This is a genomic window from Parasphingomonas halimpatiens, from assembly GCF_036663795.1.
Lineage (GTDB): Bacteria > Pseudomonadota > Alphaproteobacteria > Sphingomonadales > Sphingomonadaceae > Sphingomonas.
In genome coordinates, this window is sequence record NZ_JAXOJP010000007.1 from 110,170 (window position 1) to 136,850 (window position 26,681).

Sequence of the window (26,681 nt, forward strand, 5' to 3'; positions counted from 1 at the left end):
GTCAACGGTCGCAATGCTCGCTCCGCCGCGCGATCATGCCAGTTCGACACCGGTTTCGGCTGCCCAGCCCGCCAGCGCGGCGCGCATGTCGCGCGGCGGGTGGGCGAGAAGCTCCTGCATCCATGGCATCAGCGCGCCGCGATCGAGCGAGCGGACCATTGCCTTGATCGGCCCGACCGCCGCCGGGGTGATCGACAGACGGTCGATGCCCAGCCCGATCAGCGCCATTGCCTCGAGCGGACGCCCACCCATTTCGCCGCACACGCCGAGTTGCACATTGGCCGCGCGGCACGGCGCAACGACGCGGGCGAGGAAGCGCAGGATCGATGGGCTGAGCCAGTCGTACCGCTCGGCGAGCTTGGGGTTGGCACGGTCGGCGGCGAACAGGAACTGGGTCAGGTCGTTGGTGCCGACCGATAGGAAATCGACATGCGGCAGCAGCAGGTCGAGCTGCTCGGCCAGCGCCGGCACTTCGAGCATCGCGCCATAGCGGATCTCGGCCGGCATCTTGCGGCCGCGCTCGACGAGATAGTGGCGCTGCGCCTCGAACAGCGCGCGCGCCTCGTCGAACTCCCAGGCTTCGGAGACCATCGGGAACATCACGTTGAGCGTGCGGCCCGCCGCCGCCTCGAGCAGCGCGCGGGCCTGGACCTTCATCAGACCGGCGCGATCGAGCGCGAGCCGCAAGGCGCGCCAGCCCATCGCCGGATTCTCGTCATTCTCGTCCTGCGACAGATAGGGCAGCGCCTTGTCGCCGCCGATATCGACCGTGCGGAACACCACCGGCCGATCACCCGCCGCGTCGAGCACATCCTTGTAGAGCCGCTGCTGGCGCTCGCGCGCGGGCAGGGTGGCCGAGACGAGGAACTGGAATTCGGTGCGGAACAGCCCGATGCCGTCGGCACCCGCCACGTCGAGCGCGGCGACGTCGTCGCGCAGCCCGGCATTGACCATCACGGTGACGCGGTGGCCGTCGCGGGTGATCGGTACGGCGCTTTTGAGCGCGGCATAGGCGGCGCGGCGCTTCTGGCGGACGGCGGCGCGCGCCTCGAACGCCTCGGCCATCGCGGCCGAGGGCCGGACGAAGACGTTGCCCTCGCCGGTATCGAGCAGCAGCAGGTCGCCCTCGGCGATCTGGCGGCGCACGCCCTTGACGCGGCCGAGCACCGGCACGCCCATGGCGCGCGCGACGATCGTGACGTGCGCGGTGAGCGAGCCTTCCTCGAGCACCACGCCCTTCAACCGCCGGCGATCATATTCGAGCAGTTCGGCCGGGCCGAGATTGCGCGCGATGAGGATCGTGTCCTGGCGCAGGCCGAGCTGTGCCGCGGTGCCCATCTGGCCCGAGACGATGCGCAGTAGACGGTTCGACAGATCCTCGAGATCGTGCATGCGGTCGGCGAGCAGCGGATCGTCGATCTGGCGCATGCGGGTGCGGGTGCGCTGCTGGACGCGTTCGATCGCGGCTTCGGCGGTCAGCCCGGAATCGATCGCCTCGTTGATGCGCCGCGACCAGCCCTCGTCATAGGCGAACATCTTGTACATCTCGAGCACCTCGTCGTGCTCGCCACCGACGCCGAACTCGGCCTGCTGGGCCATGCGGTCGATCTGTTCGCGCATCTTGGCGAAGGCGGCATAGAGCCGCTGGCGCTCGGCCTCGGTATCCTCGGCCACGGTATGCTCGATGGTGATGCGCGGCTGGTGATAGACGGCATAGCCGCTGCCCATGCCATCGACCAGCTTGAGCCCCGCGATGCGCATCGCGGCGGTCGATTGCGGACGCGCCGCGCTGGTGCCGCCGCCATCGGCGAGCTCGGCATTGGCGATCAGCTCGCTGAGCACCATCGCCACGGTCTGCAGCGCCTCGATCTCGACATCGCCATATTTGTACGACGCGACATGTTGCACGGCGAGCACGCCAATCACGCGCTCGCGACGGATGATCGGCACGCCGGCAAAGCTGTGGAACTTCTCCTCGCCGGTTTCAGGCTTGTAGGCGAAGTCGGGATGGCTGGTCGCCTCATCCAGATTGAGCACGTCACCATCCTTGGCGATCGTGCCGACCAGCCCCTCGCCCAGCGCGAGCTTGGTGACGTGGACCGCCTCCTGCGCCAGGCCGCGCGTGGCATAGAGTTCGAGCTCGCCGTCGCGCAGCAGGTAGATCGAGCACACCTCGCTGTGCATCGCTTCGCCGACGATCCCGACCACCGCGTTGAGCTTGGCCTGCGCCGTCGTGCGCGACGCCATCACGTCGTGCAGGCGGACGAGAATCTCGCGGGCGGAAGAGGCGGCGGACGGCATGAGGCGGGGCTAACAGATGTTGCGCAGCATCGCTACGCCGTGAGGGTAGGGGGTGACAAAGAAATGCGCGTGCGGCGCGTGCCGCGCGCCGGGCGGGAGCAGTGATTGCCGGTGCGAATTCACCTGCTCCCCCCTGCTCGACCTGCAAAGCTTTTTTCCGGCAAGCTTCGCGGCCGGTGTGCCCGAATCTTTTCGACAATCAATCATGATCTTGGCCTGAAATCGGGGCCAGCCATTCTTCCAACTTAACAGGTGGGCGAGCAGGTGACCGACAGGTCGCATGCAGGGTGCGAGCAGGTCGAGCAGGCGCCTGCAACAAGCGCGGCGTGCCGGGTGTGCGGGCGAGCGGCAACGCGACGATCATACACGGGAAGGCGATGGGACATGGCGTCAGTCTGACGGCAGAGACGCCGCGATTGAATCAACGCGCCCACGCCGTCAGTTGAACAGCCTGTCCTGTGTAGAAGCAGGCGGGTTCAGCCCGAGATGCTTCCACCCGCCGGCATTGAGGCAACGGCCGCGTGCGGTGCGCGCGATCAGGCCGAGCTGGATGAGATAGGGCTCGATCACTTCCTCGACCGTGTCGCGCGGTTCGCTGAGCCCGGCGGCGAGCGTTTCCACGCCGACCGGGCCGCCGCGATAGATGTCCGCGATCATCGTCAGGTAACGGCGATCCATCGCATCGAGCCCGAGCCCGTCGACCTCGAGCCGGTTGAGCGCGGCATCGGCGGCGGCAGCATCGACCAGCTCATGCCCGGCGGCATGGGCGAAGTCGCGCACACGGCGCAACAACCGCCCGGCGATGCGCGGCGTGCCGCGTGCGCGGCGGGCAATCTCCTGCGCGCCGTCGGGCGAGATGGCGAGATCGAGCAGCGACGCGGCGCGCGACACGACGCGTTCGAGCTCATCGACGGTGTAGAAATGCAGCCGCACCGGGATGCCGAAACGATCGCGCAGCGGCGTGGTCAGCAGCCCCTGGCGCGTCGTCGCGCCGATCAGCGTGAAGCGCGGCAGGTCGATCCGCACCGAGCGCGCCGACGGCCCCTCGCCGATCATCAGATCGAGCGCGCGATCCTCCATCGCCGGGTAGAGCACTTCCTCGACCGCCGGCTGGAGGCGGTGGATCTCGTCGATGAACAGCACATCGCCATCCTCGAGATTGGTCAGCAGCGCGGCGAGATCGCCCGACTTGGCGATCACCGGCCCCGAAGTGGCACGGAAGCCGACGCCCATCTCGCGCGCGACGATCTGCGCCAGCGTGGTCTTGCCGAGCCCGGGCGGGCCGAAGAACAGCACATGGTCGAGCGCATCGCCGCGCGCCTTGGCCGCCGCGATGAACACGCGCAGATTCTCGCGCGCCGCCTTCTGCCCGACGAAATCGTCGAGGCTCTTGGGGCGCAGCGCGGCATCGACATCTTCGCTGCGGCGTGCGGGGGTGATGAGGCGGTCGGTGTCGGTCATTCGTTGCGTCCAAGCGCGCGCGGTGCATTGCGACTATGATGCAAGATGCGGATGATCAGCACGCCTTGGTCTATCGGGCGATAATATATGCGATGGGAGCGATAGGCGAAGCCACGGATGTCCTCACCGAGATCGCTCTCGGCAGCACCCGCCGACGTCAAATCCGCAAGCATCGCGAGCGCCTCGCGTAGTCCGCTAATATAGGCACTTGCAACCGTCGGTCCAAAGATCGTCTTGCTGTAAATCCTGATATCCCGGACATCATCACGCGCCGCCGGCGCCAGGCGAAGCTTAGGCACGTAACTCCGGATCCTCGGCGATCACCTCGTCGAACACTTCCAGGCCGTCGCGCTCGATCACGCCCGATGCGAGACCCTCGTCGATCATCGCGCGAATCCAGCGCCGGTCATTCTGCTCCTGATCGTGCCTGATCAAATCGCGCAGATAGTCGGCCGCGTCGGCATAGGTGCCTTCGGAAATCCGCGATTCGACCCAGCTTTGCAGCGCCGCCGGCATGGAGATGGTGAGTTGCGTCATACCGCGAATATAACCCGATGCGGGCGATGCGCCAATGCGCGCTTGCCTAGCCGGCGTGTAGCGCGGTTTGCGCGCGCGGTGGCGAAACGCTCAAGCTCGCGCCCCTTGGCGCGGGAAGCTCGGCCGATCTTCTGCGCCTTCTGCGCTACGAAATCGACGAGGGTCCTGGGGCGCGGCGCGGCGTTGAGGTTTTTGTTGCTGCCGGCGGAAATCATGAGCCTTTCGGTGTCGGTCATTTCATCCACCCATCTTCGTCATAGGGTGGACGGAATACGCGAGTAACGCCCTCTTCGGGCTGCAACATCAAAATCACAGTCTCCGGCGCACCCCACCGTCGAGACATAACAAATGCCGCGAATTCATCTTCGACATTCATGTAGTTCACACCGGCACACCAAAGCTCGAATTGAGGGTGCTTACTCCCTCCCGCTCGGTCGGAAACCTCCAAGAGGGCAGCGCCGTGACAGTGATCCTTGAGCCATACCTGAATCTCGGCGACGGGGTCGCTCACGATCACAAATTCACCATTAATAAGCTCATCGACGCACGGACAACTGGCGACTAGCGCAACGCCCGTCACTTTGCTCACTTCGCCGCCTTGCGCAGCGCCAGCCGCACCAGCGCATCGAGACTCGCGCCCGCGCCCAGTTCCTCCTCGGCCGCACCCACGGCGGCATTGGCTTCTGCCGGGCGGAAGCCGAGGTTGAGCAGCGCGGAGACCGCATCAGACGCGGCGCTGCTTGCCGCCGCGACCGGGGTGACCGAGCCGAGAATCACCCCGCCGGCCTTGTCCTTCAACTCGCGCACGATGCGTTCGGCGAGTTTGGGGCCGACGCCGTTGGCGCGGCCGATCATCGCCTTGTCCTGGGCGGCGATGGCGCGGGCTAGTTCGGTCGGTTCGAGCACCGAAAGGATCGCCAGCGCAACGCGCGCGCCGACGCCCTGTACCGCAGTGAGCAGGCGGAACCAGTCGCGCTCGTCGGGCCGGGCGAAGCCGACGAGGCGGATGAAGTCCTCGGCGACGAGCATCTCGGTGAACAGCGTCGCCGCTTCGCCGACGGGGCCGATCGCCGCGAGCGTCTTGGCCGAAGCGCCGACGAGATATCCCACGCCGCCCACGTCTATCACGGCATGGTCGATGCCGGTCGATTCAAGCCTGCCCTTGAGATGCGCGATCATTTGCGCGTGCTAGCAGTTCCTCCCCGGTACGGGGAGGGGGACCGTGCGAAGCATGGTGGAGGGGGCGCGCCACCAGCGTAGCGCTTGCGGCGCTCCCCCTCCACCACGCGCTGAAGAAGCGCGCGGTCCCCCTCCCCGTTCCGAGGAGGAATTAGGAGGATCAAGAAATGCGCCGCGCGCTCGCCAAATGATGCGCGTGGCAGATCGCCACCGCCAGCGCATCGGCGGCGTCGGGGCCGTCGATCTTCACGCCCGGCAGCAACCGCGCGACCATGGCGTGGACCTGGGCCTTTTCGGCATTGCCGGTGCCGACCACTGCCTTCTTGACCAGCCGGGCGGCATATTCGCCGGGCTCGATCCCGGCGCGTGCGACCGAGCACAGCACCACGCCGCGCGCCTGGCCGAGTTTGAGGGTCGATTGCGGGTTGGCGTTGACGAACACTTCCTCGACCGCCGCCGCATCGGGCGCATGATCGACGAGCAGCGCGCCGAGCATCATGTCGAGATGCGCGAGCCGGCGGGCGAGCGGCGTGGCGCTGTCGGTCTTGAGCCGGCCATTGGCGAGATGCGACAGCCGGTTGCCCTCGGCGCGGATCAGCCCCCAGCCTGTCGTACCGAGGCCGGGGTCGAGGCCGAGGATGATCATGCGGCTTTCGGGAAGAACAAGAAGTAGGATCTGTTCGCGCGGAGGCGCGGAGGCGCGGAGCGGCCTCGCGTGCAGTGCGCGCGACCGTGAATATGAGAGACAATCTGGTCGGCTGCCACGGAATGGCAAGGCCTTGCTGACGCGAGACGGAGGCGCCGTGCGGAACACCTCCGCGCCTCCGCGCCTCCGCGCGAATCCAACTCTTCTTTCGACGCCGGCACAAAAGCGCGCGCGCTAAGGCACTGCCCCACCCCAACCCCTCCCCTGAAGGGGAGGGGCTTGAAGAAGGTCAACCCAGCTTCTCCATCACGGCGTCGGAGACTTCGTAATTTCCCCACACGGTCTGCACGTCGTCGTCGTCGTCGAGCGTGTCGATCAGCTTGAACAGCAGCGCGGCGTCGGATTCACCGACATCGACCATCACCTGCGGGCGCCAGGCGAGTTTGGCGCCTTCGGCCTCGCCGAGCACCGGGGTCAGTGCCTTGGCGACTTCGTGCAGGTCGCCCTGGGCGGTCCAGATTTCGTGGCCGTCCTCGCTCGACTGCACGTCCTCGGCACCCGCTTCGAGCGCGGCCTCGAACACCTTCTCGGCATCGCCGACGCTCGCGGGGTAAGTGATCAGCCCCATGCGGTCGAAGGCGTGGCTGACCGAGCCGCTGGCGCCGAGATTGCCGCCATTCTTCGACACCGCGGTGCGCACATTGGTCGCGGTGCGGTTGCGATTGTCGGTCAGTGCCTCGATGATGAGCGACACGCCGCCCGGGCCGAAGCCCTCATAGCGAATTTCCTCGTAATTCTCGGCGTCGCCGCGCGTCGCCTTGTCGATCGAGCGCTGGATATTGTCCTTCGGCATCGACGCCGCCTTGGCGGTGTTGACCGCCGCGCGCAGCCGCGGGTTCATGTCCGGATCGGGCAGCCCCATCTTCGCCGCGACGGTGATTTCGCGGCTCAGCTTGGAGAACATGCCCGAGCGCTTTTTGTCCTGCGCGCCCTTGCGGTGCATGATGTTCTTGAACTTGGAATGGCCTGCCATCGCGGTATCGCGTCTTTCGTTTTCTGGAGATCGGGGGCGCTCTAGCGCTTTCGTCGGTCCTTGCTCAACCCGCCGCAGCGTTGCGTGTCATCATCGCGGCGAAACCGGCGGTCATTTCCGCGATCGTGCGTGCCGCCACCGGATTGGCGGCGATGCGCGCGTCGTAGGCGGCGACCTGGTCGCGTTCGGCGACCATCGCCCCGGCGCCGGTCAGGGGATCGACGATCCGCGTCAGCGTCAGGATCGGCACCAGCGCGCAATCCGCCGCCGTCAGCGTAGCGCCAGCGGCGAACAGGCCGTCGCGGTTCAGCAGCCGGTCGAGCGCATCGAGCCCCTTGCCGAGCTGGCTTCGCGCCGCCGCGACGAGCTCGGGCGCGCCGGGCATGCGGAACACCAGGTGCATCATCAACGGGCGCAGCCCGGCGGCGACCTCGGCGAGGGTGATGGCGACGATCTCGCGCACCCGCGCCCGCGCCAGCGGCGTATCGGGCATCAGCACTGCCCCGGGGAGCGTCTCGTCGAGATAGCAGGCGATCGCCTCCGACTCGCAGAGATGCAAACCGTCATCGAGCACCAGCACCGGGACACGCCCCATCGGGCTGATCGCGAGGAACTCGGGCGAGGTCAGCTTGCCGCCAAGCGGCGGATGCACATCGAGTTCGGCGCCCTTGGCACGCGCCGTCATCAGCACGCGCTGAACGAACGGCGACGCGGTCGAGCCCAGCAGATGCATCCCCATACCCCTTCTAGGCCAGGCCGAGCGCCGCCTTGTACGTCTCGAGCAGCGCCTCCGCCTCGTCGCGGTGATGCTTTTCCATCCGCCGCAAGCGGACGATGGTGCGCATCGTCTTCACGTCATAGCCGGTCGACTTGGCTTCGGCATAGACGTCACGAATGTCGTCGGCCATGCCCTTCTTCTCTTCCTCGAGCCGCTCGATGCGTTCGATGAACAGGCGGAGTTGTTCGGCGGCGATCACGTCGCTCATGGGCGAATCCTTGAAGCTGAATTTGAATCGGGAGCGCGGCCCTTAGTCCCGCTCACCCGTTCTTCGCAACGCTGATCCGCATTGCCTCGAGCTGTTCCGGCGTTGCCTCGGGCTGGCGCGCCTTGAACGCGGCATAGGGTTCGCCATAGATCAGCTCACGCGCGGCCGCCTTGTCGAGCGCGCCGTCCGACGCTTCCTCGACCCAGTCAGCCAGGCAATTGCGGCAGAAGCCGGCGAGACCCATCAGGTCGATATTCTTCGCGTCCTCGCGGTGGCGCAAATGGGTGACCAGCCGGCGGAAGGCGTTTGCGGCGACATGGTCGTCGAGTGCGTCGAGCGATGACATTTCTATGCTCCAAGGTTGATTGCCGGCAGATAGGGGCTAGGACCGGCTCGGTACAAGCGAGAGGACCGCATGACCAAGGCCATCAGCCCGCGCTCGAGGAAAGTCCGCATCCTCGCCACGCTGGGCCCCGCGAGCAGCAGCGTCGAGATGATCGCCAAGCTCTATGAGGCAGGCGCCGATGCGTTCCGCGTCAACATGAGCCACGGCGACCAGGAATCGAAGGTCGCGGTGATCGCGGCGATTCGCAGCCTCGAAAAGAAATATGGCCGTCCGACGACGATCCTCGCCGACCTGCAGGGCCCCAAGCTGCGCGTCGGCAAGTTCGAGGGCGGCAAGACCGAGTTGAAGACCGGCGCGACCTTCGTGCTCGACCGCGACAAAACGCCGGGCGACGCGACGCGCGTCGAACTGCCGCATCGCGAGATCTTCGAGGCGATCGAGCCGGGCGCGCGCCTGCTGCTCGACGACGGCAAGCTGGTGCTGCGCGTCACCGAGCACGACATGGACCGCATCACCACCCTGGTGGTGGTCGGCGGCGCGTTGTCGAACAACAAGGGGCTCAACGTCCCCGATGTCGTCCTGCCGATGGCGGCGCTGACGCCGAAGGACCGCAGCGACCTCGCCTTCGCGGTCGACCAGGGTGTCGACTGGATCGCGCTGTCGTTCGTCCAGCGGCCCGAGGATCTCGCCGAGGCGCGCAAGCTGATCGGCGGCAAGGCGGCGCTGCTCGCCAAGATCGAGAAGCCGGCGGCGATCGAGCGGCTCGAGGAAATCGTCGAGATGTGCGACGGCGTGATGGTCGCGCGCGGCGATCTCGGCGTCGAGCTGCCACCCGAATCCGTCCCCCCGCTGCAGAAGCGCATCGTCGAGGTATCGCGCCGGCTCGGCCGCCCGGTGGTGGTGGCGACGCAGATGCTCGAATCGATGATCCTGTCGCCCTCGCCGACGCGCGCCGAAGTCTCCGACGTGGCGACCGCGGTCTATGACGGTGCCGATGCGATCATGCTGTCGGCGGAGAGCGCGGCGGGCGCCTGGCCGATCGAGTCGGTCGCGATGATGAATTCGATCGGCGAAGCGGTCGAGCTCGACCCGATGCACGGCGAACGGATTCACTTCACCGTCATCCGCTCCGACCCGACCACCGCCGACGCGCTGGCCGAGGCGGCGAAGAACATCGCCGCGACGGTCGATGCGGCGGCGATCATCTGCTTCACCAGCTCGGGCTCGACCGCGCGCCGCGTCGCGCGCGAACGCCCCTCGGTACCGTTGATGGTGCTGACGCCGCGCCTCGACACCGCGCGGCGCATCGGCCTGTTATGGGGCACGCACGCGGTGCATACGCGCGACGTCGATTCGTTCGAGGACATGGTCGCCAAGGCCAAGCGCATGGCGCTGCGTCACAAGATCGCCAAGGCCGGCGACCGCGTGATCCTGATCGCCGGCGTGCCGTTCAAAACGCCGGGATCGACCAACGTGCTGCACGTCGTGCGCATCGTCGGCGACGAGTTGAAGGGTTATAGCTGAAGCGCGAGCGGGTGCGGAGTAGCGGAAGATGCGTGAAGAGGATCTAGCCAGGCTTAACGCTCTCGATGAAGCGGCAACGCCGGGTCCATGGTTCGTCCGGCGGCTCGACGACAATGCGTGCATGTGCGCGGTCGCGGTTTCGACCAAGGCCGATGGCGATGACGCGTTCGTCGATGAATGGCGTGGCGAAGAGATGGTTGCAGCATGCTTGATTCAAGACCCCCCTTACGTGGTGCCCGAAGCGCGCTGGGATGAGAATGCGGCGCTGATTGCCGCAATGCGTAATGCTTTGCCCGAATTGCTTCGGCTCGCGAGGCTCGGCCTTGTGGATGCCGGACGCCAACAACCCTGACTTCCCCGGCGAAGGCCGGCCCAGTTGGGATGGCCACAAAAACGGGCGCAACGCTACTCACTTTCGTCCCCCAACTGGATCCCGGCCTTCGCCGGGAAAGGGAGAAGGGGCGTTAGACGGCGAAACCCAGCACTTTCAGTTCGGCCCTGAGCGCCGGCTCATCCGTGAACAGGATGGCGTGCATCCCCAGCGCTGCGGCGCCGGCGATGTTGTCGGCATTGTCGTCGACGAAGACCGATTCGTCCGGGCGCAGGCCGAAGCGATCGAGCGCGAGATGGTAGATTGCGGCGTCGGGCTTGATCAGCTTCTCGTCGCCCGACACGACGATGTCGCGGAAGCGATCGAACATTTCGAGATATTTGGCGCGGAACGGCGGGAAGAATTCGCCCGAGAAATTGGTGATCGCGAACAGCGGCACGCCGGTCGAATCGAGCTCGGCCAGCAGTTCGGGCATGCCCGGTATGGCGGCGCGGTTGGTCTCGTTGAAGCGCGGGCCGAACTGCGCGATCAGATCGGCATGCGCGGGATGTTGCGCGATCAGCTCCGCCGAGGTCTCGGCAAAGGGCCGGCCCATGTCGTGCTGGAAATGCCATTCGGGCGTGACGACGTCGCGCACGAACGCGTCAAGCGCCTCACCCTCGGGGATGAGGCGCTCATAAAGGAAACGGATTTCCCAATCGATCAGCACACGGCCGACATCGAAGATGACGGCACGACGTGCGGACACGGCTCAGCCCTGGCGGGCCTTGAACCGGCGGTTGGTCTTGTTGATCACATAGGTGCGGCCACGGCGGCGAATCACGCGGTTGTCGCGATGCCGGTCCTTGAGCGACTTCAGTGAATTGCGGATCTTCATGATCTCGTTCGCTTCTGATTCTTGGTGTCGGAAAAGAGGCGCTCGCCTATAGTCGCCGGCGTGCCGAGTCAAGGCGCGGAGCACGGGAACCCGATGGGCCCGGTCGAGCGTTATGCAGGCGAAACAAGCGTTCGGAAGGATCGTTGCGATGCGTGCTCTATCGATGGTGCTGGTGGCGGGTGCGGCGATGTCGCTTGGCGCGTGCGCGACCACGCCGACGCGAACCCCGGTCGAGGTGTCGCGTTTCCATCTCGGCGCGCCGCTCGAAACGGGCACGCTGAGCGCCGAGGCGGCGACGACCGGCTGGGCGACGAGCCTCGAATCGCAGGTCTATACCGGCGCCGTTTCGAACGAGCTGATCCGTTATGGTTATGTCGCACCGGCGGCCGGCGCGACGAGCCAGTATCTCGCCGTGGTCGGCGTGACGCGCACCACGCGCCCCGGTCCGCCGCGCCGCTCGCCGGTCACGATCGGCATCGGCGGCGGCACTTCGACGGGCGGCTATGGCGGTGGTGTCGGCATCGGCGGCTCTGTGTCCTTCCCGATCGGCAAGCCGCGCTATCGCGAGATCGTGCTGACCGACCTGTCGGTGCAGATCCGGCGGCGCAGCGACGGCACGGTGATCTGGGAAGGCCATGCCCAGACCGCCGCCGACACCGCTTCGCCCGATGCGCAGGCCAATGTCGAGGCGGCGAAATTGGCCGCGGCGATCTTCAAGGACTTCCCCGGGGAATCCGGCCGCACTATCACGGTCAAATGAGCATCGAGATCAACGCCGCCTTCGACAGCGGCAACATTCGCGTCCTCGGCATCGATGGCGACCGGATCGACCTGGAAATCGTCACGGACCATCTGTCCGATTTCTACCAATGGTTCCATTTCCGCGTCGCCGGGGCGAAGGGCCGGACGTTGACGCTGCGCATCGTCAACGCCGGCGGCTCGGCCTATCCGTTCGGCTGGCCGGGCTACAAGACGCGCGTCTCGACCGACCGCACCGAATGGCGGATGACCGATACCAGCTATGCCGATGGCGTGCTCGAATGGCGCTGGACGGTCGATACCGAACTCGTGTGGTTCGCCTATTTTGCGCCGTACACGATGGAGCGCCACGACGCGCTGGTCGCGGCGACCGCGCTGCAGCCGGGGGTGACGCACCGCCAGCTCGGCACCTCGCTCGACGGACGGGCGATCGATTGCTTCACGATCGGCTCGGGGCCCAAGCCGGTATGGCTCTATGCCCGCCAGCATCCCGGCGAGAGCATGGCCGAATGGTGGATGGAGGGCGCGCTCGAGCGTCTGACCGATGGCGACGATGCGACGACGAAGGCGCTGCGTGAAAAGTGCACTTTCCATGTCGTGCCCAACATGAACCCCGATGGCAGCTTTCGCGGCCATCTGCGGACCAATGCGGCGGGGATCAACCTCAACCGCGAATGGCATACACCGAGCGCGGAGAAGAGCCCCGAGGTGCTGTGCGTGCGGAACGCGATGGACGCGACCGGCGTCGCGCTGGCGATGGACGTGCATGGCGACGAGGCGATCCCGGCCAATTTCCTCGCCGGCTTCGAGGGGATCCCCCGCTGGACGGATGCCTTGGGCGAGAAGTTCTACGATTTCGGCCGGCGGCTGGCGGCGCGCACGCCCGATTTCCAGACTGAAAAGGGCTATGACAAGTCGGCACCGGGCAAGGCCAATCTTTCCATGTCGACCAACCAGCTGGCCGAGCGCTTCGGCGCCGTGGCGATGACGCTGGAGATGCCGTTCAAGGACCATGACGCGAATGCCGATGCCGAATTCGGCTGGTCGCCGGAGCGGAGCAAGGCGCTGGCGCATGCGTGCCTGGAGACGATTGCGGAAGTGATCGACGGGATCTAATTCGCGTCACCCGAGCGAAAGCTGGGGTCTCCCGTTACAACGCGACCCCAGCTTTCGCTGGGGTGACGGCAAGGAAAATTGCATGCCCACCCTCGTCCTGATCCGCCACGGCCAGTCGGCCTGGAACCTCGAGAACCGCTTCACCGGCTGGTGGGACGTCGATGTGACCGAGAAGGGTGCGGACGAGGCGCGGGCGGCCGGCGCGTTGATGGCGGAGAAGGGGCTCGATTTCGACCAGTGCTTCACCTCGCTGCAGACCCGCGCGATCAAGACGCTCAACCTCGCACTGGAGGAAATGCACCGGCTGTGGCTGCCGGTCGAGAAGGACTGGCGGCTCAACGAGCGCCATTATGGCGGGCTGACCGGGCTCGACAAGGCCGAGACCGCGGCGGAATATGGCGACGAGCAGGTGCATGTCTGGCGCCGCAGCTTCGACATTCCGCCGCCGCCGATGGAGGCGGGCAGTGCCTATGACCTGTCGCAGGACCGGCGTTACGCCGGTATCGCTATCCCGTCGACCGAGAGCCTGAAGGATACGATCGCGCGCGTGCTGCCCTATTGGGAAGCGCGCATCGCGCCCGCGCTGCGCACCGGGCAGCGCGTGCTGATCTCGGCGCACGGCAATTCGCTGCGTGCGCTGGTCAAGCATCTGTCGAACATTCCTGACGATGCGATCACCACGCTCGAGATTCCGACCGGGCAGCCGATGGTCTATCAGCTCGACGAGGATTTGAACGCGACCGATCGTTACTATCTAAGCGAGCGCTGAGCGCGGCCTCCGGTCGCGTCGGGAGAAGGGCGTGACGGGGCGAACGACACCGGCGATCCACGATGCGACCCGCGCGGTGCTGCCGTGGCGGATCGTCGCTGGCATCCTGCTGCATTTCTGCGTGCCGGCCTATCTGCTCGCCTGCCTCGCGGCGGGATTTCTCGTGGAGCCGCAGCCTAGCTCACTGGGCGATGTGGTGGCGCGGATGATGCTGACCGGCGGCTATTTCCTGCCCGCCTATGCCGCACTGATCGGGGTCAGCGCGATCGGCGCGCGGATGCTCGACCCGCTGCTTCGGCGGCGGCGCGCGCATCGCCTGGCGCGCGATCCCGGTGCGATTGCCGCGACGTCGCAGCGGCGGGTGGCGGACGCCGTGCGGACACTGCGCGGATTGTCGGCACAGGCGCGATCGACCGGCTGTCCTGGGACCATCATGACGAGCGCTTTCGCCTGCTGGGGAGCGATCTCGGCACCGCGACCGACGCCTTTGCCGCCGCCTTCGCCTCGGCCGCGCAGGCGCGGCGGCCCGAGTTGATCGAGCTTGCCGCTGAGAGCTGTGACCGCATCGCCGCCGCCGTCGCCGCACTGGCAGTGGAGCGCGGCAAGCTCGACGAGGGAGATGCGCGGACGGTCGCGGGCTATATCGCCGCGCGCTATCCCGGTGGCGCAGAACCGCTGTCGACGGGGCCAACCGATTGAGTGCATTACGCGCGATTGCGTGAGACGCACGCCGATTCCGCTAGACCGTCATTTCGCGCAAGCGTAAATTGCCCGACGATCACGCAAGACGTGATTGCGAAGACCCGGGGGCAAACCGGTCTTCATTTCAAGGACCAACTTTCCGATGGCAACTATCTATACGGCCGGCACCATTGCGGTGGTGGCAGTCATCTTTGTCGTCCTCTTCATGGCATCACGATGCGTGCGCTATGTCGGTAACAACCGCGTGGCGATCGTCGAGAAATTGTGGAGTCGCAACGGCTCGATCGCCGGCGGGCTGATCGCGCTTAACAAGGAAGCAGGTTTCCAGCCCGATGTACTGCGCGGCGGCTATCATTTTTTCTTCCCGTTCCAGTATCGGCTGCACATCCAGTCGCTGGTCACCATCCCGCAAGGCCAGGTCGGTTATGTCTTCGCGCGCGACGGACTTCCGCTCGAGCCGACGCAGACGCTCGCCAGCAATGTCCGCACCGCCGAGTTTCTCGATGCGCGGCGCTTTCTCACCGAGGGCGGGCAGAAGGGTCCGCAGCGCGCGATCCTGCGCGAGGGTACCTACGCGCTCAACCTCGCGCAGTTCGTCGTCATCACCGGCGACCGCATGTACGGCCTGATGCTCGAGGGCGAGGACGCGCAGCTGTTCGCCGAGATGAAGGACGTCATCGACCAGCGCAACGGCTTCATGGCGGTGGTGATCAAGAATGCCGACGATATGATCGGCGTGGTCACGGTGCATGACGGCCCGGCGCTGACCGCCGACCACATCATCGCGCCGCAGGTCGGCACCGACCAGGACGATACGGCGACCTTCCACAACAGCTTCCAGGATCCCGAGAAGTTCCTCGCCGCCGGCGGACGCCGCGGGCGGCAGTTGCAGGTGCTGGTCGAGGGCAGCTATTTCATCAACCGGCTGTTCGCGACGGTCGAGATGGTCGCCAAGACGATCATCGAGGTCGGCCATGTCGGCGTGGTGATCTCGTACACCGGTGACAGCGGTACCGACTCGACGGGCGAGGAATATCGCCATGGCGAGTTGGTCGAGCGCGGGACGCGCGGCGTGTGGCGCGAGCCGTTGCTGCCGGGCAAATATGCCTTCAACACCTATGCCGGCAAAATCATCGTCGTGCCGACGACCAACTTCATCCTGAAATGGGATGAGGGCACGACCGGCCAGCACAAGCTCGACGAGAATCTGTCCGAGGTCTCGCTGATCACCAAGGACGCGTTCGAGCCGACGCTGCCGCTTTCGGTCGTCGTGCATATCGATTACCGCAAGGCGCCGCTCGTCATCCAGCGCTTCGGCGACATCAAGAAGCTGGTCGAGCAGACGCTCGACCCGATGGTCTCGGCCTATTTCAAGAACGTCGCGCAGAAGAAGACGCTGATCCAGCTGTTGCAGGACCGCAGCGACCTGCAGGAGCAGGCCGGTGAGGAAATGCGCACCAAGTTCAGCAACTATAATCTCGAAATGCAGGAGGTGCTGATCGGCACGCCGCGCGCCGCGCCGGGCAATGACCAGATCGAGCAGGTACTCGCCCAGCTGCGCCAGCGCCAGATCGCCGAAGAGAAGGTCGCGACCTACGAAAAGCAGAAGATCGCCGCCGAGGGCGAGAAGAGCCTGAGAGAGGCCGAGGCGCGGGCGCATCAGCAGACCGCGATAACCGAATCCGAGTTGTCGATCACGGTGCAGGAGAACCAGGGCAAGGCGGCGGCGCGGCGTGCGACGCAGGAGGCCGAGCAGACCCGCACCGCGGCACGCGCTGAAGGCGACCGCATCCGCCTGCTGGGCGAGGGCGAGGCGGCCAAGATCGTCGCATTGGCCTCGGCCGACGCCGAGCGCGTCAGCAAGGTCGGTACCGCCACCGCCGAGACGATCGCCAAGCAGGTCGCGGCGTCGGGCGGCGCGCAGTTCCAGCTCACCCGCCAGGTGGTCGAGCGGATCGCCGAGGCGCTGGAGACGTCGGGGGTCGACATCGTCCCGCGCGTCCAGATCAATGGCGGTGGCGGCGCATCCGGCGAAGGCTCGCTAGTCAATGCGCTGATGGGGCTGGTGCTGGCCGACAAGGGGCTGGCGCTGGCCGGGCCGGTCGCCAATGACGCGGCCGACGACGTCGAGCCGGTCGCGGCCGAGTGAGGCCAGGGGGCGGTCGCTGCGGCGGCCGCCCCCTTTTTTTGCGTTGCGCTACGCGGCGTGCCGCTCGATCAGCGCGGCGACGGCGTCGGGCTGGTCGGCGACGACATAATGGCCCGCGCCGGCGACGGTCGCCTCGGTGACATGCGCGAAGCCGCTCGCGCGCAGCGCGGTGGCGATGCGCGGGGCGAGCGCCGCGAGCGGCGAGGCGTCGCCGGCGGCGAGCAACAGCGGCACGTCGATCGGCGCCTGTTGCTCGAAGCCGAAACGGGCATTGGCCGGAAAGGCGCGGTACATCGCGCAGGCGGCATGAAGCTGCTCGGGCGTGGCATAGGCCTTGAGGCTCTCGGCGATCATCGTCGCGTCGAAATTGCCGGCGCTGAGCAGATATTCGAGCAGCGGCGCGTGGCGGCCGGCAAGCAGCGTCTCGGGGAGCTCTGGGGTTTGCAGGAAACCGACCGGCCAGGCGGCGGGGCCGGCAAGGCTGTCGTCCCAGCCATCGATGCCGGGTACCGCGCAGTCGAGCAGGGTCACGCCGCGCGTTGCCTGCGGGAACTGCCGCGTAAAGGCGTGCGCGACCTGCCCGCCAATGCCGTGGCCAACGACATGGACGCGGTCGAGCTTGAGCGCATGGGCGAGGTGCTGAATATCGCCCGCCATCGTTGCGGCGTCGAATTTGGGCGAGCCAGCGGTCGAGCCGCCGATGCCGCGCAGATCGGGCGCGATGACGGTGAAGCGCGTCGCGAGGCGATCGATGATCGGGCGCCACGCGCTCCAGTCCTGCGGTACGTCATGAATGAGGATCAGTGCGGGGCCACGTCCGGCGCGGGCGAAGTGGAGCACCGCGCCGTGGACGCGCGCCGTACCGAAGCTCAATCCCTTGTCGCGCCGTCGCGCGGCGATGCGCGGCGCGACGGCGCGGGCGATGGCATAGCCCGACCCGGCAACGGCCATGCCGAGCGCCGCGATCCGCAGCAGCGCGCGGTGGCCCGAACTGTCCTGCACGGCGGCATTTTCAACTTCTTGCGTCATGAACGCGTCTCTACACGCCGCATCGGCGCCACGCCAGTTGCCCTCCTCGCTTGTGCCCGCTAACGCCCTCGAACATGACGCAACCACTGGTCGGCATCATCATGGGCAGCACCTCCGATTGGGAGACGATGCACCACAGCGCCGATATATTGGCGGAGCTCGGCGTGCCGTGCGAAACCAAGGTCGTCTCGGCGCACCGCACCCCGGCGCGGCTCTACGAATATGCCAGCCATGCCGAGCGGCGTGGGATCAAGGTGATCATTGCCGGGGCCGGCGGCGCGGCGCATCTGCCGGGCATGACCGCGTCGATGACGCATCTGCCGGTGCTCGGCGTGCCGGTCGAGAGCAAGGCGATGAAGGGCATGGATAGCCTGATGTCGATCGTGCAGATGCCTGCCGGCATCCCCGTCGGCACGCTGGCAATCGGCAAGCCCGGCGCGAAGAATGCCGGCCTGCTCGCCGCTGCAATCCTGAGCCTCGGCGATGCGTTGCTCGCCGAGCGGCTCAAGGCGTGGCGCGCGGCGCAGACCGAGGCGGTCCCGGTCGACCCGCAATGACGCCGCTGCCCCCCGGTTCGACGATCGGCATTCTGGGCGGCGGGCAGCTCGGCCGGATGCTGGCGAGCGCGGCGGCGGAACTGGGCTACCACACCCGCGTGCTGGCGCCCGATGCCGAGAGCGTCGCGGCGCAGACCGCGTCCAGCTTTACGCGCGCCGATTATCACAGCCGCATCGTGCTCGACGAGATGGTCAGCGCGGCGGATGTGGTGACCTATGAATTCGAGAATATCGATCTCGCGCCCGTAGATTATCTGTCGACCAAGGTACCGGTCCACCCGGCGCCCGCAGCGCTCGCCATCGCGCAGGACCGTGCGAGCGAGAAGGCGTTCGTCGGCAAGCTTGGCGGGCGAACGGCGCCGTGGCGCAAGGTGACGAGCATCGCCGAACTGCGCGACGCGTTGGCCGAGATCGGCGCGCCGGCGATCCTCAAAACGCTGCGACTCGGCTATGACGGCAAAGGCCAGGTGCGCATCGCCGATGCGGCCGATGCGGACGCGGCATGGGAGGCGATCGGCGGCCGGCCGGCGATCCTCGAGGGCTTCGTGACCTTCAGCCATGAATTCTCGATCATCCTCGCGCGCGGTGCGGACGGTGAAATGGTCAGCTATCCCCCGCCATGGAACGAGCATGTCGATGGCGTGCTGGCGCGCTCGACCGTGCCGGCGCCGGCGCCGATCGCGGCATGCTGGACCGAGGCCGCCGCGCTGACCGGGCGGATCGCCGACACGCTCGCTTATGTCGGCGTGCTCGCGTGCGAGTTCTTCGCGAGCGAGGACGGCCCGGTGTTCAACGAGATGGCGCCGCGTGTCCATAATAGCGGGCACTGGACGATCGAGGGCGCGGTGACCTCGCAGTTCGAGAACCATATCCGCGCGATCTGCGGCCTGCCGCTCGGCGACACCGGGCTGAGCGCGCCGGCGGTGACGATGGATAATCTGATCGGCGAGCAGGCCGCGCGCTGGCACGAGATTCTTGCCGAGCCGGGGGCGCATCTGCACCTTTATGGCAAGGAGATGCGCGCCGGGCGCAAGATGGGGCATGTCACGCGGCTGGCGCGATAGTCAGAAAGTCGCGGTCAGGTTGAAGCAGACATAGCGCGTCGCGGTGGCGGCATTGGCGTTGGGCGCGTCGCGCAGGAAGCGGCCCTTGGCGAGCAGCACGCCATCCGCCTCGAAGCGCAGCCGCTTGGGCAAAAGCCAGTAGCGCATCCGCAGATCGATCTGCTGGCCGGCGAAGCGTCCCGAAGCGCCGCTCGGATCGCGCACGCCGGTCGTCGAGAAGGCGTCGCGACGATCGGCGAGCCACAGCGCGCGATAGCCGATAAAGGCATCGAACCGCGCAGATGGTGTGACCTCGAGCCTGACCCCGGGCGACAACACGTTGCTGCGGCCGATGGCATTGTAGAGCCCCGCCGGGCCGAGGTCCGCGCGGCGCATGCCGAACAGCGGATCGAAGCGGTGATAGCTCGGCCCGGCGCCGCCGCTCGCGCGGTCGACTTCGACCAAGAGGCGCGGTTTCCATGGTGCCGCGACGCTGTAACCGACCAGCGCGCGAAGGAAATTGGCATCGACCGGCAGGGTCGCGGCGCCGGCAGCGGCCGAGGCGCTGATCCGACCCCATTGATAGATGCCCTCGACACCCCAATCGACATGCCCGGGGCGCGGATCGACGACGATACGGCCGCCCAGGCTGTTGAGCGACCGGTCGCGGGTCGGCCGACCGGGGGCGTCGCGCTCGCCGAAATGGAGAAAGCTCGCCTCAACCAATAGCGGATGACCCTTGGCCTGACGCGCAACGAAACCGCCCCACAGCACGCTGGCGAAACTCTCCTTGTCGAGCGCGATATGGTTGTTACGCAAGGAAGGGCCGTCGTCGGGCAAGCGCGTCAGCGGCAGCACATAGATGGCGGTCGCCTTGATGCCCGAGGTCGATTGGATATCGCCGCGCAGCCCGGTGAAACCGTTGGTGGTGTTGCGATAATCGTCAGCGGCGACGAGCCGCCGCGAGCCGAGATCGAGCGTGAAGCGCCCTGCGCGCACGCTCGTCGCCGTGCCCGGTCCGAGGATGCCCCCGAGATCGGCCTGGAGATAGGCCTGCACCGGCTCGATCGCATTGACCTCATTGGTGGTCAGCGGCGTGCCGGGATCGGCGTTCCACACGCGACTGTCATGGATTTCGGTGACCAGCCGCAGATTGTGGTGGCGCAGCGTGAGCAACAATTGGGTGCGCAGGTTGAGGAGTTGGTCGGCGCTATTGAAGCCCGACCGCGCCTGGCCGTCGATCGCCTCGTAGCGAAGGCGAACGCTGCCCGACGCTGAGAGGCCCTCGGGCAGCTCGTCGGCCCGCGCCGGCACGGCCGCGAGACATAGCATCGACAATCCGATTGCAAACCCGGCGTTCATACAGCCCCCGATGACCGGGGTGGCCATAGCCGCGCGAGCGCATGGGAACAATCGGCGGATCGCTCTGGGCTGTGGTCGGCCAGCGTTCCAAATGCGCGGCGAGCTTCCTATCTGTTCCGACTGCGGTCGGCCGGGCGGGTCGTCATGGGAGACGGAACAGGATGACGGACGGAGCGCCGGCGAAGGAAGGGCAGCCGCTATCGCCGGATTTCTTCGCGCGCGATGTCGAGACGGTAGCGCGCGCGCTGATCGGGACGACGCTGCTGGTCGACGGGGTCGGCGGCACGATCGTCGAGACCGAGGCCTATGACGCGAGCGACCCGGCATCGCATTGCTTTGGCGGGCGGACGGCGCGCAATGCCAGCATGTTTGGCCCGCCGGGCCATTCCTATGTCTATCGCAGCTACGGCCTGCACTGGTGCCTAAATTTCGTATGCGTGCCCGCCAGCGGCGTGCTGATCCGGGCGATCGAACCGACGATCGGCATCGACCGCATGATCGCGCGTCGCGGGATGGACGAGCTGCGCCGGTTATGCGCCGGACCGGGCCGCCTGTGTCAGGCGTTCGGCATCGATAGCGGGTTCGACGGACGATCGCTCGATGCGCCGCCCTTTGCGCTGGCGCATGGTGGACGCGCCGTCGCGGTCGGCGCCGGGCCGCGAATCGGGATCAGCAAGGCGGCCGATACGCCGTGGCGCTTCTGGCGCGAAGGATCGCGCTTTCTGAGCCGTCCCGCGGCGGCTCCGGTCCGCCGCTGAGACCTCTGTCACACCAGCCATCAACAGCGAGCGCGACAGATTCCGCTTGTCTTCCTGACATGCGTAAGTTATTTCTTACGCATGAATGGCGCTGCTGACCCCTTCCTGAACGGCGACCACTTGCTAGCGGCGCTCGCAGCGCTTGCCAGCCCGCAGCGACTGCGGATCGTCGCCGCCCTCCACGCTCAGGGTCGCAACTATATCAGCCAGTTGGCGCGCGAACTGGGGATCAGCCGGCCGCTGCTGCATCTCCACCTGCAAAAGCTCGAGGCGGTGGGCCTGGTCAGCAGCACCCTCGAATTGTCGCTCGACGGCAAGGCGCTCAACTATTTCGCCGTCACCCCCTTCGCACTCGCGCTCACGCCGCAATCGATCGCCGAGGCGGCCAGGTCGCTCACCGCAAAGGCTTGAAAGAGGAATTTCCCATGTCCGAACACGTCTATTTTCTCAGCATCTTCGTCCCGCTCGGCGCGATCCTCGCGATCTTCGGCATGAAATATTACGCGGTGATCGCGCAGGCGCGGGCACGCCTCGCCAGCGACGAGGCCTATCGCACGCTCGCCGAGCAATGCGCATCGGGTCAGTCCGCTACGGCCGCCAAACTCGCGGCGATCGAAGCCGCGACGTCGCAGATCGGTCAGCGCCTGGCCACGGTCGAGGCGATCCTGAAGGACGTCGGCTAGCCGACCGACATTAATGCACCGAATCAAGGAAAGACACGCATGACCTTCAACCCGATGGCCATCTTTCGCCGCGACGAGCGCCATGACGGCGTGCGCCGGATCAATATCTACGCATTGCGCCTGCTCTACATCCTGATGTTCTTCATGCTGGGCAACACGGTGTGGACGCATATCCTGACGCATCGCGGCGCGTGGCAAGCCGAAGATGCGATGGCGTGGTCGGTCTGGGCGGCTTTCGCGACGCTGGCCGGCCTGGGCATCCTCCATCCGCTCAAGATGCTGCCGGTCGTGCTGCTGGAGATCTTTTATAAGGCGCTGTGGCTGATCCTGGTCGCCTATCCGCTGTGGTCGCAGGGCCGGCTCGTCGGCGCGCCCGAAGAATATCAGACGATGGTCTTCATCGGCATCCTCTTCCCGATCGTGGCGGTGCCCTGGGGCTATGTCTTCAACCACTATGTCTACACGCGATCCGCCGGGTCCCGCGCAACGGCGTGATGCACGCCGCCGCGCCGGGGCGAACGCGGATCAGGCAGCGACCGTCGCCTCGCGCTGCACGGCAACGGGCTTGCCGTCATAAACGAACTCGGCGCCATCGAGGTCGATCGCCGGGATCTCGCCCTTCTCGCGCCAATAGTCCTGATTGTGCATCCATTCGGGTTTGTCGCCGCGCCGCGGCATGCGATCGAGCCCGCGGCGCAGATAGCCGGGGTTGAAGGTGTTCTCGTCGATCCATGGCAGCAAGGGCATGCCGGCGTCCTCGGGCCGCAGCGCCACCTCGACGCGGTGCGCGCCGCGCGCGGCCATGTGGTTGAGCAACCGGCAGACGAAATCGCCGAGCATGTCGACGCGCAACGTCCAGCTCGCGCGGAAATAGCCCATCACCCAGACGAGATTGGGCACGCCGGTGAACATCATCCCGCGATAGTTGACGGTGTCGTGCCAGTCGACCGGGCGACCATCGACGTCGAACGGGATCTCTCCCATCACCGACAGGCGGAAGCCGGTGGCGGCGACGATCAGGTCGGCCTCGATCTCCTCGCCCGATCTGGTCAGCACGCCCTTTTCGGTGAAGCGCGCGATCTCATCGGTGACGACGGAGACCTTGCCCGCGCGCGCCGCCTGGAAGATGTCGCCTTCGGGGCAGAAAGCGAGCCGTTGCTGCCATGGCCGGTAGCGCGGGGTGAAATGCGGCTCGAAGACGAAATCCTCGCCGCCATAGGCGCGGATCAGCGCTTTGAGATCCTCGAACACCGCATCGGGTTCCTCGATGCAGCGGCGGGTCATCGCGTCCTGGTCGAACATGATCTGCTCGCGCACGACGCGGTGGATCGTCGGTTCGTCGATACCGATCTGGCGCAAGCGGTCGGCCAGTTCGTTGCGGTTGGGGGCGCAGTAGAAATAGGTCGGCGAGCGCTGCAGCATCGTCACATGCGCGGCCTTGTCGGCAAAGGCCGGCACCACCGTTGCGGCGGTCGCGCCCGAGCCGATCACCAGTACGCGCTTGCCGGCATAATCGGTCGCCGGATCCCACAGCTGGGCATGGACGAAGGTCCCGCGATAGTCCGACAGGCCCGGCCAGTCGGGGATGTAGGGCTTTTCGTGATCATAATAGCCCTGGCACATCCACAGGAAGTTGCAGGTGAAGGTGACGGTCGCGCCGTCAGCGCTGCGGCGTGCCTCGACCGTCCAGCGGTTGGTCGCGCTCGACCAACGGCAGGCGGTGATGCGGTGGCCGTAGCGGATATGCGGCGCGATGCCGTTTTCGTCGATCACCTCGCCGATATATTTGAGGATCTCCTCGCCGCTCGCGACCGGCGCGCCGACCCACGGCTTGAAGCGATAACCGAAGGTATAGAGATCGGAATCGGAGCGGACGCCGGGATATTTGTGCGTCTCCCACGTGCCGCCGAAGCTGTCCTTCGCCTCGATGATGGCATAGCTGCGCCCCGGACATTGCTCCTGCAGGTGCCAGGCCGAGCCGATTCCGGAAATGCCGGCGCCGACGATGAGTATATCGACATCGGTCGTTCCCGGGGCGTCAATCACCATCTCCGTCTGCGACACCGTCTCTCTCCTCGCGTCTGATTGCGCTTGCCGGCTTCACGATATCCCGGTCTGCGCGGCATTGATATCGGTCAAGCGGGTTGGCGGCGGCGATACCGTCAACTCGCCATGTTCGGCAAGGGCCGCCGCCAGCGGCGGGGCGATCGCGATGCTGGCTGTCGGCCCGGCGATCGTATCGGTCGCGCGGATGCGGGCGATGCCGCCTTCGGCCAGCGCGCGCAGATCGTCGGGGCGCGCGAGACAATGGGTGGCGCAGGCCTCGATCGATGCGGCGCCCGCCGCCTGGAGCAGCGCGGCGCAGCGGAGCAGCGTTGCGCCGCTGGAGATCACGTCATCGACCAGCACGACATGGCGGCCGCGGACACAGTGGATGCCGTCGATCGTCAGCTCGACCTCCCGGTCGCCGAGGCGGCGCTTGGTACCGACCAGCACCGCGAGGCCGAGCGGCGCGGCGACCGATTCGACCCAGGGGCGCGATTCGGCGTCGGGGCCGACCAGGATGGCGTCGTGCGGGAGATCGCCGCGCAGCGTCTCGGCGAGGGTCGTTGCCGCCGACACGGTGATGGCGGTGATGCCGGGCACCACCTCGGCCAGCGTGTGCACGCGGTGGAGGTGCGGATCGACCGTGACCAGCGCATCGACATGGCCGGCGAGCAACCTGCCGATGACGCGCTGGCTGACGGCCTCGCCGGGGTGGAAGGCCGCGTCCTGGCGCATGTAACCGAGATAGGGCGCGACGAGCACGATGTGCGACGCGCCGCGATCACGCAGCGCCGACACCGCGAGCAGCAGCTCGACCAGCCTGTCGTTGGGATGATCGAGCGAGCGATAGAGGATTGCGGTCGGCGTGGTCGGGGCGACGGTGACGAGCGATTCGCCGTCGGGGAAGCGGCGGGTGTCGATCGGTCGGCAGGCGATGCCGAGCAGATCGGCGAGACGCTGTGCCGCCGAGAGAGATTCGGCAAAGGCGTGGAGCGTTGCGGTCATGCCAGCAGCCGATAGCCATTATTCTCGGCGGCGAGATCGGTGGCGAAGGCCAGCCCGGCGTCGGATTCGGCATGGATGCGGTAGAGCGGATCGCCGCGACGCACAGGGTCGCCGATCTTGCGCAGCAGGTCGATCCCCGCGCCCTTGTCCATCGGCGCGCCAGCGAGTCGCGCGATGCGCGCGATCAGGTGGCAGTCGATCGCGACGACCGAGCCGTCGATATTCGCCGGTATCTCGTGACGCAGCGCGCCCGGCGCGTGGACGACCGGCTGCGCGCCCTGCGCGGCGACGATGCGTTCCATCGCGGCGAGCGCCTTGCCCGAGGCGAGCAGGTCGAGCGCGCGGGCGTAACCGCGGCCGCCGGTGAGATCGGGATCGAAATCGAGCACGCGGCCGGCGAGCATCAGCGCCCGCTCGCGCAGGTCGGCCGGCGCGTCGGCATCGTTGCGCAGTACCGCCATGACGTCGCGCGCCTCGAGCACCGGGCCGATCCCGCGGCCGACGGGCTGGGTGCCGTCGGTCAGGATCACGTCGATCGTCAGCCCGACCTTGTGCGCGACATATTCGAACAGCTTGCGCAGCCGCACCGCCTCGCTCTGGCTGCGGAACTTGGCGCTGGGGCCGACGGGGATGTCGATGACCATGTGCGTCGAGCCGGCGGCGAGTTTCTTCGACAGGATCGAGGCGACCATCTGTTCGGGCGTGTCGATGCTCAGCGGGCGTTCGACCGAGATCAGCACGTCGTCGGCCGGCGACAGGTTCATCCGCCCGCCCCAGGCCAGCACGGCCTTTTCCTGCGCGACGATCGCGCGGATGCGCTCCGCGGTGAGATCGACATTGGCGAGCACCTCCATCGTATCGGCCGTGCCCGAGGGCGAGGTAATCGCACGCGACGAGGTCTTGGGCATGATCAGGCCGTGCGCGGCGACGATCGGCACGACGATCATCGACGTGCGATTGCCGGGCACCCCGCCGATGCAATGTTTGTCGACTACCAGCGGCGCATGCCAGTCGAGCCGGCTGCCGACATCGGCCATTGCGCGGGTCAGCGCGAGCGTCTCCTGCGTCGTCATGAAACCGGCACAGGCGACGAGGAAGGCGCCAATCTCCATCGGCGAATAACGCCAAGCGGCGATATCGACGATGATCGCGCCGATCTCGCTATCGCTGAGCACGTCGCCGCCGATCTTGCGGCGCACCGCCTCGAGGCTGCGTGGCGGCCTGGCCTGGGCGATGCCAACGCTCGCGCCCTCGGGCAGGTCGAGCCGGCGAAAGGCCTGTTCGCCAAGGCCGATCTCGCCCGCCCCGACGATCGCCGGATCGTCGCTGATCGCCAGCGTTGCGAGGATGGCGCGGTCGTCGCCGGCGATCTCGATCTTGCGCAGCGCGAGGAATTGCTCGGGGCCATAGCCATCGGACGAACGCAGCAGGAACGCCGTGTTCTCGGGGTGCGTATCGATCGCGACGCGCCTGATCTTCATC

Annotated in this window: 33 protein-coding genes; 14 read left to right on the plus strand and 19 right to left on the minus strand. The window is 66.8% G+C overall.

Features of this window, described 5'->3' with window-relative positions:
• Window positions 1-33 precede the first annotated feature (33 nt).
• The 12 genes from ptsP to U1839_RS09855 form a co-directional block, all read right to left on the minus strand.
• Window positions 34-2,301: a phosphoenolpyruvate--protein phosphotransferase gene (ptsP, locus tag U1839_RS09800; RefSeq protein WP_332803459.1), complete on the minus strand. Its 2,268-nt coding sequence runs from the start codon at window positions 2,299-2,301 to the stop codon at window positions 34-36.
• 438 nt (window positions 2,302-2,739) lie between these two features.
• Window positions 2,740-3,762, minus strand: a complete 1,023-nt coding sequence (ruvB, locus tag U1839_RS09805; RefSeq protein ID WP_332803460.1) for a Holliday junction branch migration DNA helicase RuvB — start codon at window positions 3,760-3,762, stop codon at window positions 2,740-2,742.
• A complete protein-coding gene (locus U1839_RS09810; RefSeq protein WP_332803461.1) occupies window positions 3,759-4,061 on the minus strand; it encodes a type II toxin-antitoxin system RelE/ParE family toxin in 303 nt (100 codons plus the stop codon). Before U1839_RS09810 ends, ruvB begins: the two co-directional genes overlap by 4 nt.
• The gene (locus tag U1839_RS09815) at window positions 4,054-4,299 is read right to left on the minus strand and encodes a ribbon-helix-helix domain-containing protein (RefSeq protein ID WP_332803462.1); all 246 of its coding nucleotides are present in this window, start codon (window positions 4,297-4,299) and stop codon (window positions 4,054-4,056) included. The genes U1839_RS09810 and U1839_RS09815 overlap by 8 nt, the downstream gene beginning before the upstream one ends.
• Window positions 4,296-4,535 carry a hypothetical protein gene (locus tag U1839_RS09820; protein ID WP_332803463.1) on the minus strand — a complete coding sequence of 80 codons (240 nt, stop codon included), beginning with the start codon at window positions 4,533-4,535 and terminating at the stop codon, window positions 4,296-4,298. The genes U1839_RS09815 and U1839_RS09820 overlap by 4 nt, the downstream gene beginning before the upstream one ends.
• Window positions 4,532-4,888: a hypothetical protein gene (locus U1839_RS09825; RefSeq protein WP_332803464.1), complete on the minus strand. Its 357-nt coding sequence runs from the start codon at window positions 4,886-4,888 to the stop codon at window positions 4,532-4,534. Before U1839_RS09825 ends, U1839_RS09820 begins: the two co-directional genes overlap by 4 nt.
• A complete protein-coding gene (gene ruvA / locus U1839_RS09830) occupies window positions 4,885-5,478 on the minus strand; it encodes a Holliday junction branch migration protein RuvA (RefSeq protein ID WP_332803465.1) in 594 nt (197 codons plus the stop codon). The genes U1839_RS09825 and ruvA overlap by 4 nt, the downstream gene beginning before the upstream one ends.
• Before the next feature lie 160 nt (window positions 5,479-5,638).
• A complete protein-coding gene (gene ruvC, locus U1839_RS09835) occupies window positions 5,639-6,124 on the minus strand; it encodes a crossover junction endodeoxyribonuclease RuvC (protein WP_332803466.1) in 486 nt (161 codons plus the stop codon).
• Window positions 6,125-6,413: 289 nt separating this feature from the next.
• Window positions 6,414-7,157 (minus strand): YebC/PmpR family DNA-binding transcriptional regulator, encoded by a 744-nt coding sequence (locus tag U1839_RS09840; protein WP_332803467.1) that lies wholly within the window; start codon window positions 7,155-7,157, stop codon window positions 6,414-6,416.
• Between the two features lie 64 nt (window positions 7,158-7,221).
• Window positions 7,222-7,890 carry a glutathione S-transferase family protein gene (locus U1839_RS09845; protein WP_332803468.1) on the minus strand — a complete coding sequence of 223 codons (669 nt, stop codon included), beginning with the start codon at window positions 7,888-7,890 and terminating at the stop codon, window positions 7,222-7,224.
• A 13-nt stretch (window positions 7,891-7,903) separates the two neighbouring features.
• The gene (locus U1839_RS09850; RefSeq protein ID WP_281127819.1) at window positions 7,904-8,143 is read right to left on the minus strand and encodes a DUF2312 domain-containing protein; all 240 of its coding nucleotides are present in this window, start codon (window positions 8,141-8,143) and stop codon (window positions 7,904-7,906) included.
• Window positions 8,144-8,195: 52 nt separating this feature from the next.
• A complete protein-coding gene (locus tag U1839_RS09855) occupies window positions 8,196-8,489 on the minus strand; it encodes a DUF1244 domain-containing protein (protein WP_332803469.1) in 294 nt (97 codons plus the stop codon).
• A 69-nt stretch (window positions 8,490-8,558) separates the two neighbouring features.
• Between U1839_RS09855 and pyk the strand changes: the two genes are divergently transcribed.
• Both pyk and U1839_RS09865 read left to right on the plus strand, forming a co-directional pair.
• On the plus strand, window positions 8,559-10,013 hold the full coding sequence (pyk, locus tag U1839_RS09860; RefSeq protein ID WP_332803470.1) for a pyruvate kinase: 1,455 nt from the start codon (window positions 8,559-8,561) through the stop codon (window positions 10,011-10,013).
• 28 nt (window positions 10,014-10,041) lie between these two features.
• Window positions 10,042-10,365, plus strand: coding sequence for a hypothetical protein (locus U1839_RS09865; RefSeq protein WP_332803471.1), 324 nt, complete (start codon window positions 10,042-10,044; stop codon window positions 10,363-10,365).
• 112 nt (window positions 10,366-10,477) lie between these two features.
• On the opposite strand, the gene U1839_RS09870 is transcribed toward U1839_RS09865, so the two are convergent.
• Together U1839_RS09870 and ykgO are read right to left on the minus strand one after the other, a co-directional pair.
• A complete protein-coding gene (locus U1839_RS09870) occupies window positions 10,478-11,092 on the minus strand; it encodes an HAD family hydrolase (protein WP_332803472.1) in 615 nt (204 codons plus the stop codon).
• A gap of 3 nt (window positions 11,093-11,095) precedes the next feature.
• Window positions 11,096-11,221, minus strand: coding sequence for a type B 50S ribosomal protein L36 (gene ykgO / locus U1839_RS09875; RefSeq protein WP_003046794.1), 126 nt, complete (start codon window positions 11,219-11,221; stop codon window positions 11,096-11,098).
• Window positions 11,222-11,369: 148 nt separating this feature from the next.
• Here ykgO and U1839_RS09880 point away from each other — a divergent pair, with 148 nt between their 5' ends.
• The 6 genes from U1839_RS09880 (at window position 11,370) to U1839_RS09905 (ending at window position 16,716) form a co-directional block, all read left to right on the plus strand.
• Window positions 11,370-11,981, plus strand: coding sequence for a DUF4136 domain-containing protein (locus U1839_RS09880; protein WP_332803473.1), 612 nt, complete (start codon window positions 11,370-11,372; stop codon window positions 11,979-11,981).
• Window positions 11,978-13,096, plus strand: coding sequence for a M14 family metallopeptidase (locus U1839_RS09885; protein ID WP_332803474.1), 1,119 nt, complete (start codon window positions 11,978-11,980; stop codon window positions 13,094-13,096). The genes U1839_RS09880 and U1839_RS09885 overlap by 4 nt, the downstream gene beginning before the upstream one ends.
• Window positions 13,097-13,178: 82 nt before the next feature.
• A complete protein-coding gene (gpmA, locus tag U1839_RS09890) occupies window positions 13,179-13,865 on the plus strand; it encodes a 2,3-diphosphoglycerate-dependent phosphoglycerate mutase (protein ID WP_332803475.1) in 687 nt (228 codons plus the stop codon).
• 31 nt (window positions 13,866-13,896) lie between these two features.
• Window positions 13,897-14,400, plus strand: coding sequence for a hypothetical protein (locus tag U1839_RS09895; RefSeq protein ID WP_332803476.1), 504 nt, complete (start codon window positions 13,897-13,899; stop codon window positions 14,398-14,400).
• Window positions 14,397-14,564, plus strand: coding sequence for a hypothetical protein (locus tag U1839_RS09900; protein ID WP_332803477.1), 168 nt, complete (start codon window positions 14,397-14,399; stop codon window positions 14,562-14,564). The genes U1839_RS09895 and U1839_RS09900 overlap by 4 nt, the downstream gene beginning before the upstream one ends.
• 208 nt (window positions 14,565-14,772) lie before the next feature.
• Window positions 14,773-16,716, plus strand: a complete 1,944-nt coding sequence (locus U1839_RS09905; RefSeq protein ID WP_332803478.1) for an SPFH domain-containing protein — start codon at window positions 14,773-14,775, stop codon at window positions 16,714-16,716.
• A gap of 48 nt (window positions 16,717-16,764) precedes the next feature.
• On the opposite strand, the gene U1839_RS09910 is transcribed toward U1839_RS09905, so the two are convergent.
• Window positions 16,765-17,745, minus strand: coding sequence for an alpha/beta fold hydrolase (locus U1839_RS09910; protein ID WP_332803479.1), 981 nt, complete (start codon window positions 17,743-17,745; stop codon window positions 16,765-16,767).
• A 74-nt stretch (window positions 17,746-17,819) separates the two neighbouring features.
• Between U1839_RS09910 and purE the strand changes: the two genes are divergently transcribed.
• A complete protein-coding gene (purE, locus tag U1839_RS09915) occupies window positions 17,820-18,302 on the plus strand; it encodes a 5-(carboxyamino)imidazole ribonucleotide mutase (protein WP_332803480.1) in 483 nt (160 codons plus the stop codon).
• Entirely contained in the window at window positions 18,299-19,366 is a 1,068-nt protein-coding gene (locus U1839_RS09920; protein WP_332803481.1) for a 5-(carboxyamino)imidazole ribonucleotide synthase, read from the plus strand. The genes purE and U1839_RS09920 overlap by 4 nt, the downstream gene beginning before the upstream one ends.
• On the opposite strand, the gene U1839_RS09925 is transcribed toward U1839_RS09920, so the two are convergent.
• The gene (locus U1839_RS09925) at window positions 19,367-20,659 is read right to left on the minus strand and encodes an alginate export family protein (protein WP_332803482.1); all 1,293 of its coding nucleotides are present in this window, start codon (window positions 20,657-20,659) and stop codon (window positions 19,367-19,369) included.
• 209 nt (window positions 20,660-20,868) lie between these two features.
• On the opposite strand from U1839_RS09925, the gene U1839_RS09930 reads away from it, so the two are divergent.
• From U1839_RS09930 to U1839_RS09945, 4 genes are all read left to right on the plus strand, one after another.
• Entirely contained in the window at window positions 20,869-21,465 is a 597-nt protein-coding gene (locus U1839_RS09930; protein WP_332803483.1) for a DNA-3-methyladenine glycosylase, read from the plus strand.
• Between the two features lie 81 nt (window positions 21,466-21,546).
• A complete protein-coding gene (locus tag U1839_RS09935) occupies window positions 21,547-21,876 on the plus strand; it encodes an ArsR/SmtB family transcription factor (protein ID WP_332803484.1) in 330 nt (109 codons plus the stop codon).
• A gap of 14 nt (window positions 21,877-21,890) precedes the next feature.
• Window positions 21,891-22,148: a hypothetical protein gene (locus tag U1839_RS09940; protein WP_332803485.1), complete on the plus strand. Its 258-nt coding sequence runs from the start codon at window positions 21,891-21,893 to the stop codon at window positions 22,146-22,148.
• A gap of 39 nt (window positions 22,149-22,187) precedes the next feature.
• Window positions 22,188-22,643 carry a hypothetical protein gene (locus U1839_RS09945; protein ID WP_332803486.1) on the plus strand — a complete coding sequence of 152 codons (456 nt, stop codon included), beginning with the start codon at window positions 22,188-22,190 and terminating at the stop codon, window positions 22,641-22,643.
• A 30-nt stretch (window positions 22,644-22,673) separates the two neighbouring features.
• Here the strand turns inward: U1839_RS09945 and U1839_RS09950 are convergent, their stop codons facing one another.
• From U1839_RS09950 to U1839_RS09960, 3 genes are read right to left on the minus strand one after another with little or no spacing between them, the layout of a single operon-like run.
• Window positions 22,674-24,212 (minus strand): flavin-containing monooxygenase, encoded by a 1,539-nt coding sequence (locus tag U1839_RS09950; RefSeq protein WP_332803487.1) that lies wholly within the window; start codon window positions 24,210-24,212, stop codon window positions 22,674-22,676.
• A gap of 36 nt (window positions 24,213-24,248) precedes the next feature.
• Entirely contained in the window at window positions 24,249-25,199 is a 951-nt protein-coding gene (locus U1839_RS09955; protein WP_332803488.1) for a ribose-phosphate diphosphokinase, read from the minus strand.
• The gene (locus U1839_RS09960; RefSeq protein WP_332803489.1) at window positions 25,196-26,680 is read right to left on the minus strand and encodes a thymidine phosphorylase family protein; all 1,485 of its coding nucleotides are present in this window, start codon (window positions 26,678-26,680) and stop codon (window positions 25,196-25,198) included. The genes U1839_RS09955 and U1839_RS09960 overlap by 4 nt, the downstream gene beginning before the upstream one ends.
• Window position 26,681: the final 1 nt, after the last annotated feature.

What these genes read in the sequence shown, in the direction of transcription:
- U1839_RS09940 (WP_332803485.1), top strand. Translation starts at nt 21,891, where the DNA reads ATGTCCGAACACGTCTATTTTCTCAGCATCTTCGTCCCGCTCGGCGCG.
- ruvB (WP_332803460.1), bottom strand. Translation starts at nt 3,762, where the DNA reads ATGACCGACACCGACCGCCTCATCACCCCCGCACGCCGCAGCGAAGAT.
- U1839_RS09930 (WP_332803483.1), top strand. Translation starts at nt 20,869, where the DNA reads ATGACGGACGGAGCGCCGGCGAAGGAAGGGCAGCCGCTATCGCCGGAT.
- U1839_RS09845 (WP_332803468.1), bottom strand. Translation starts at nt 7,890, where the DNA reads ATGCATCTGCTGGGCTCGACCGCGTCGCCGTTCGTTCAGCGCGTGCTG.
- U1839_RS09820 (WP_332803463.1), bottom strand. Translation starts at nt 4,535, where the DNA reads ATGACCGACACCGAAAGGCTCATGATTTCCGCCGGCAGCAACAAAAAC.
- U1839_RS09935 (WP_332803484.1), top strand. Translation starts at nt 21,547, where the DNA reads ATGAATGGCGCTGCTGACCCCTTCCTGAACGGCGACCACTTGCTAGCG.
- U1839_RS09885 (WP_332803474.1), top strand. Translation starts at nt 11,978, where the DNA reads ATGAGCATCGAGATCAACGCCGCCTTCGACAGCGGCAACATTCGCGTC.
- U1839_RS09905 (WP_332803478.1), top strand. Translation starts at nt 14,773, where the DNA reads ATGGCATCACGATGCGTGCGCTATGTCGGTAACAACCGCGTGGCGATC.
- ykgO (WP_003046794.1), bottom strand. Translation starts at nt 11,221, where the DNA reads ATGAAGATCCGCAATTCACTGAAGTCGCTCAAGGACCGGCATCGCGAC.
- U1839_RS09840 (WP_332803467.1), bottom strand. Translation starts at nt 7,157, where the DNA reads ATGGCAGGCCATTCCAAGTTCAAGAACATCATGCACCGCAAGGGCGCG.
- U1839_RS09945 (WP_332803486.1), top strand. Translation starts at nt 22,188, where the DNA reads ATGACCTTCAACCCGATGGCCATCTTTCGCCGCGACGAGCGCCATGAC.
- U1839_RS09865 (WP_332803471.1), top strand. Translation starts at nt 10,042, where the DNA reads ATGCGTGAAGAGGATCTAGCCAGGCTTAACGCTCTCGATGAAGCGGCA.
- pyk (WP_332803470.1), top strand. Translation starts at nt 8,559, where the DNA reads ATGACCAAGGCCATCAGCCCGCGCTCGAGGAAAGTCCGCATCCTCGCC.
- U1839_RS09910 (WP_332803479.1), bottom strand. Translation starts at nt 17,745, where the DNA reads ATGACGCAAGAAGTTGAAAATGCCGCCGTGCAGGACAGTTCGGGCCAC.
- U1839_RS09920 (WP_332803481.1), top strand. Translation starts at nt 18,299, where the DNA reads ATGACGCCGCTGCCCCCCGGTTCGACGATCGGCATTCTGGGCGGCGGG.
- gpmA (WP_332803475.1), top strand. Translation starts at nt 13,179, where the DNA reads ATGCCCACCCTCGTCCTGATCCGCCACGGCCAGTCGGCCTGGAACCTC.
- ruvC (WP_332803466.1), bottom strand. Translation starts at nt 6,124, where the DNA reads ATGATCATCCTCGGCCTCGACCCCGGCCTCGGTACGACAGGCTGGGGG.
- U1839_RS09880 (WP_332803473.1), top strand. Translation starts at nt 11,370, where the DNA reads ATGCGTGCTCTATCGATGGTGCTGGTGGCGGGTGCGGCGATGTCGCTT.
- ruvA (WP_332803465.1), bottom strand. Translation starts at nt 5,478, where the DNA reads ATGATCGCGCATCTCAAGGGCAGGCTTGAATCGACCGGCATCGACCAT.
- purE (WP_332803480.1), top strand. Translation starts at nt 17,820, where the DNA reads ATGACGCAACCACTGGTCGGCATCATCATGGGCAGCACCTCCGATTGG.
- ptsP (WP_332803459.1), bottom strand. Translation starts at nt 2,301, where the DNA reads ATGCCGTCCGCCGCCTCTTCCGCCCGCGAGATTCTCGTCCGCCTGCAC.
- U1839_RS09955 (WP_332803488.1), bottom strand. Translation starts at nt 25,199, where the DNA reads ATGACCGCAACGCTCCACGCCTTTGCCGAATCTCTCTCGGCGGCACAG.
- U1839_RS09960 (WP_332803489.1), bottom strand. Translation starts at nt 26,680, where the DNA reads ATGAAGATCAGGCGCGTCGCGATCGATACGCACCCCGAGAACACGGCG.
- U1839_RS09815 (WP_332803462.1), bottom strand. Translation starts at nt 4,299, where the DNA reads ATGACGCAACTCACCATCTCCATGCCGGCGGCGCTGCAAAGCTGGGTC.
- U1839_RS09850 (WP_281127819.1), bottom strand. Translation starts at nt 8,143, where the DNA reads ATGAGCGACGTGATCGCCGCCGAACAACTCCGCCTGTTCATCGAACGC.
- U1839_RS09855 (WP_332803469.1), bottom strand. Translation starts at nt 8,489, where the DNA reads ATGTCATCGCTCGACGCACTCGACGACCATGTCGCCGCAAACGCCTTC.